Raw genomic sequence first — 442 nt, 5'->3', positions numbered from 1 at the left:
TAGAGACTAATAGCCGTGTTAAAGAGCGTTTAGAACAAATCATTAGAAGTTTGACGGGGTAATTATCAATGGATAAACAAGTTAGAAATACAACAGAAATTGTACGTTTGGCGAAGCAGAAATCAAAAAAGACAAGGGAAAAAGTAGACAAAGCGATTTCTAAATTTTCGATTGAAGGTAAAGTTATTAATTTTAATTCAATAGCAAAGGAAGCTAATGTTTCTAAATCATGGCTTTATAAGGAACACGATATTAGGCAAAGAATCGAATCCCTTCGTGAGCGTCAAATAACATCAAATGTAGTCTCAAAACCCAAGAAAAGTTCTCGTTCGGAGGAAATCCTTATAAAAACCTTAAAAAGAAGAGTTATGGAATTAGAAAAAGAAAATAAAAAATTACAGAACCAAATTCAAAAATTATATGGAGATCTGTATAATAAAGA

Annotated in this window: 1 protein-coding gene; it reads left to right on the top strand. The window is 30.8% G+C overall.

Features of this window, described 5'->3' with window-relative positions; all coding sequences use genetic code 11:
• Positions 1-68 precede the first annotated feature (68 nt).
• Positions 69-442: DUF6262 family protein (locus tag HMPREF2846_RS10195; protein WP_052997460.1), on the top strand; the 374-nt coding region annotated here is incomplete at its 3' end.

Source organism: Staphylococcus sp. HMSC056G08 (assembly GCF_001812305.1).
Lineage (GTDB): Bacteria > Bacillota > Bacilli > Staphylococcales > Staphylococcaceae > Staphylococcus > Staphylococcus simulans.
This window is presented reverse-complemented; position numbering and strand designations above follow the sequence as displayed.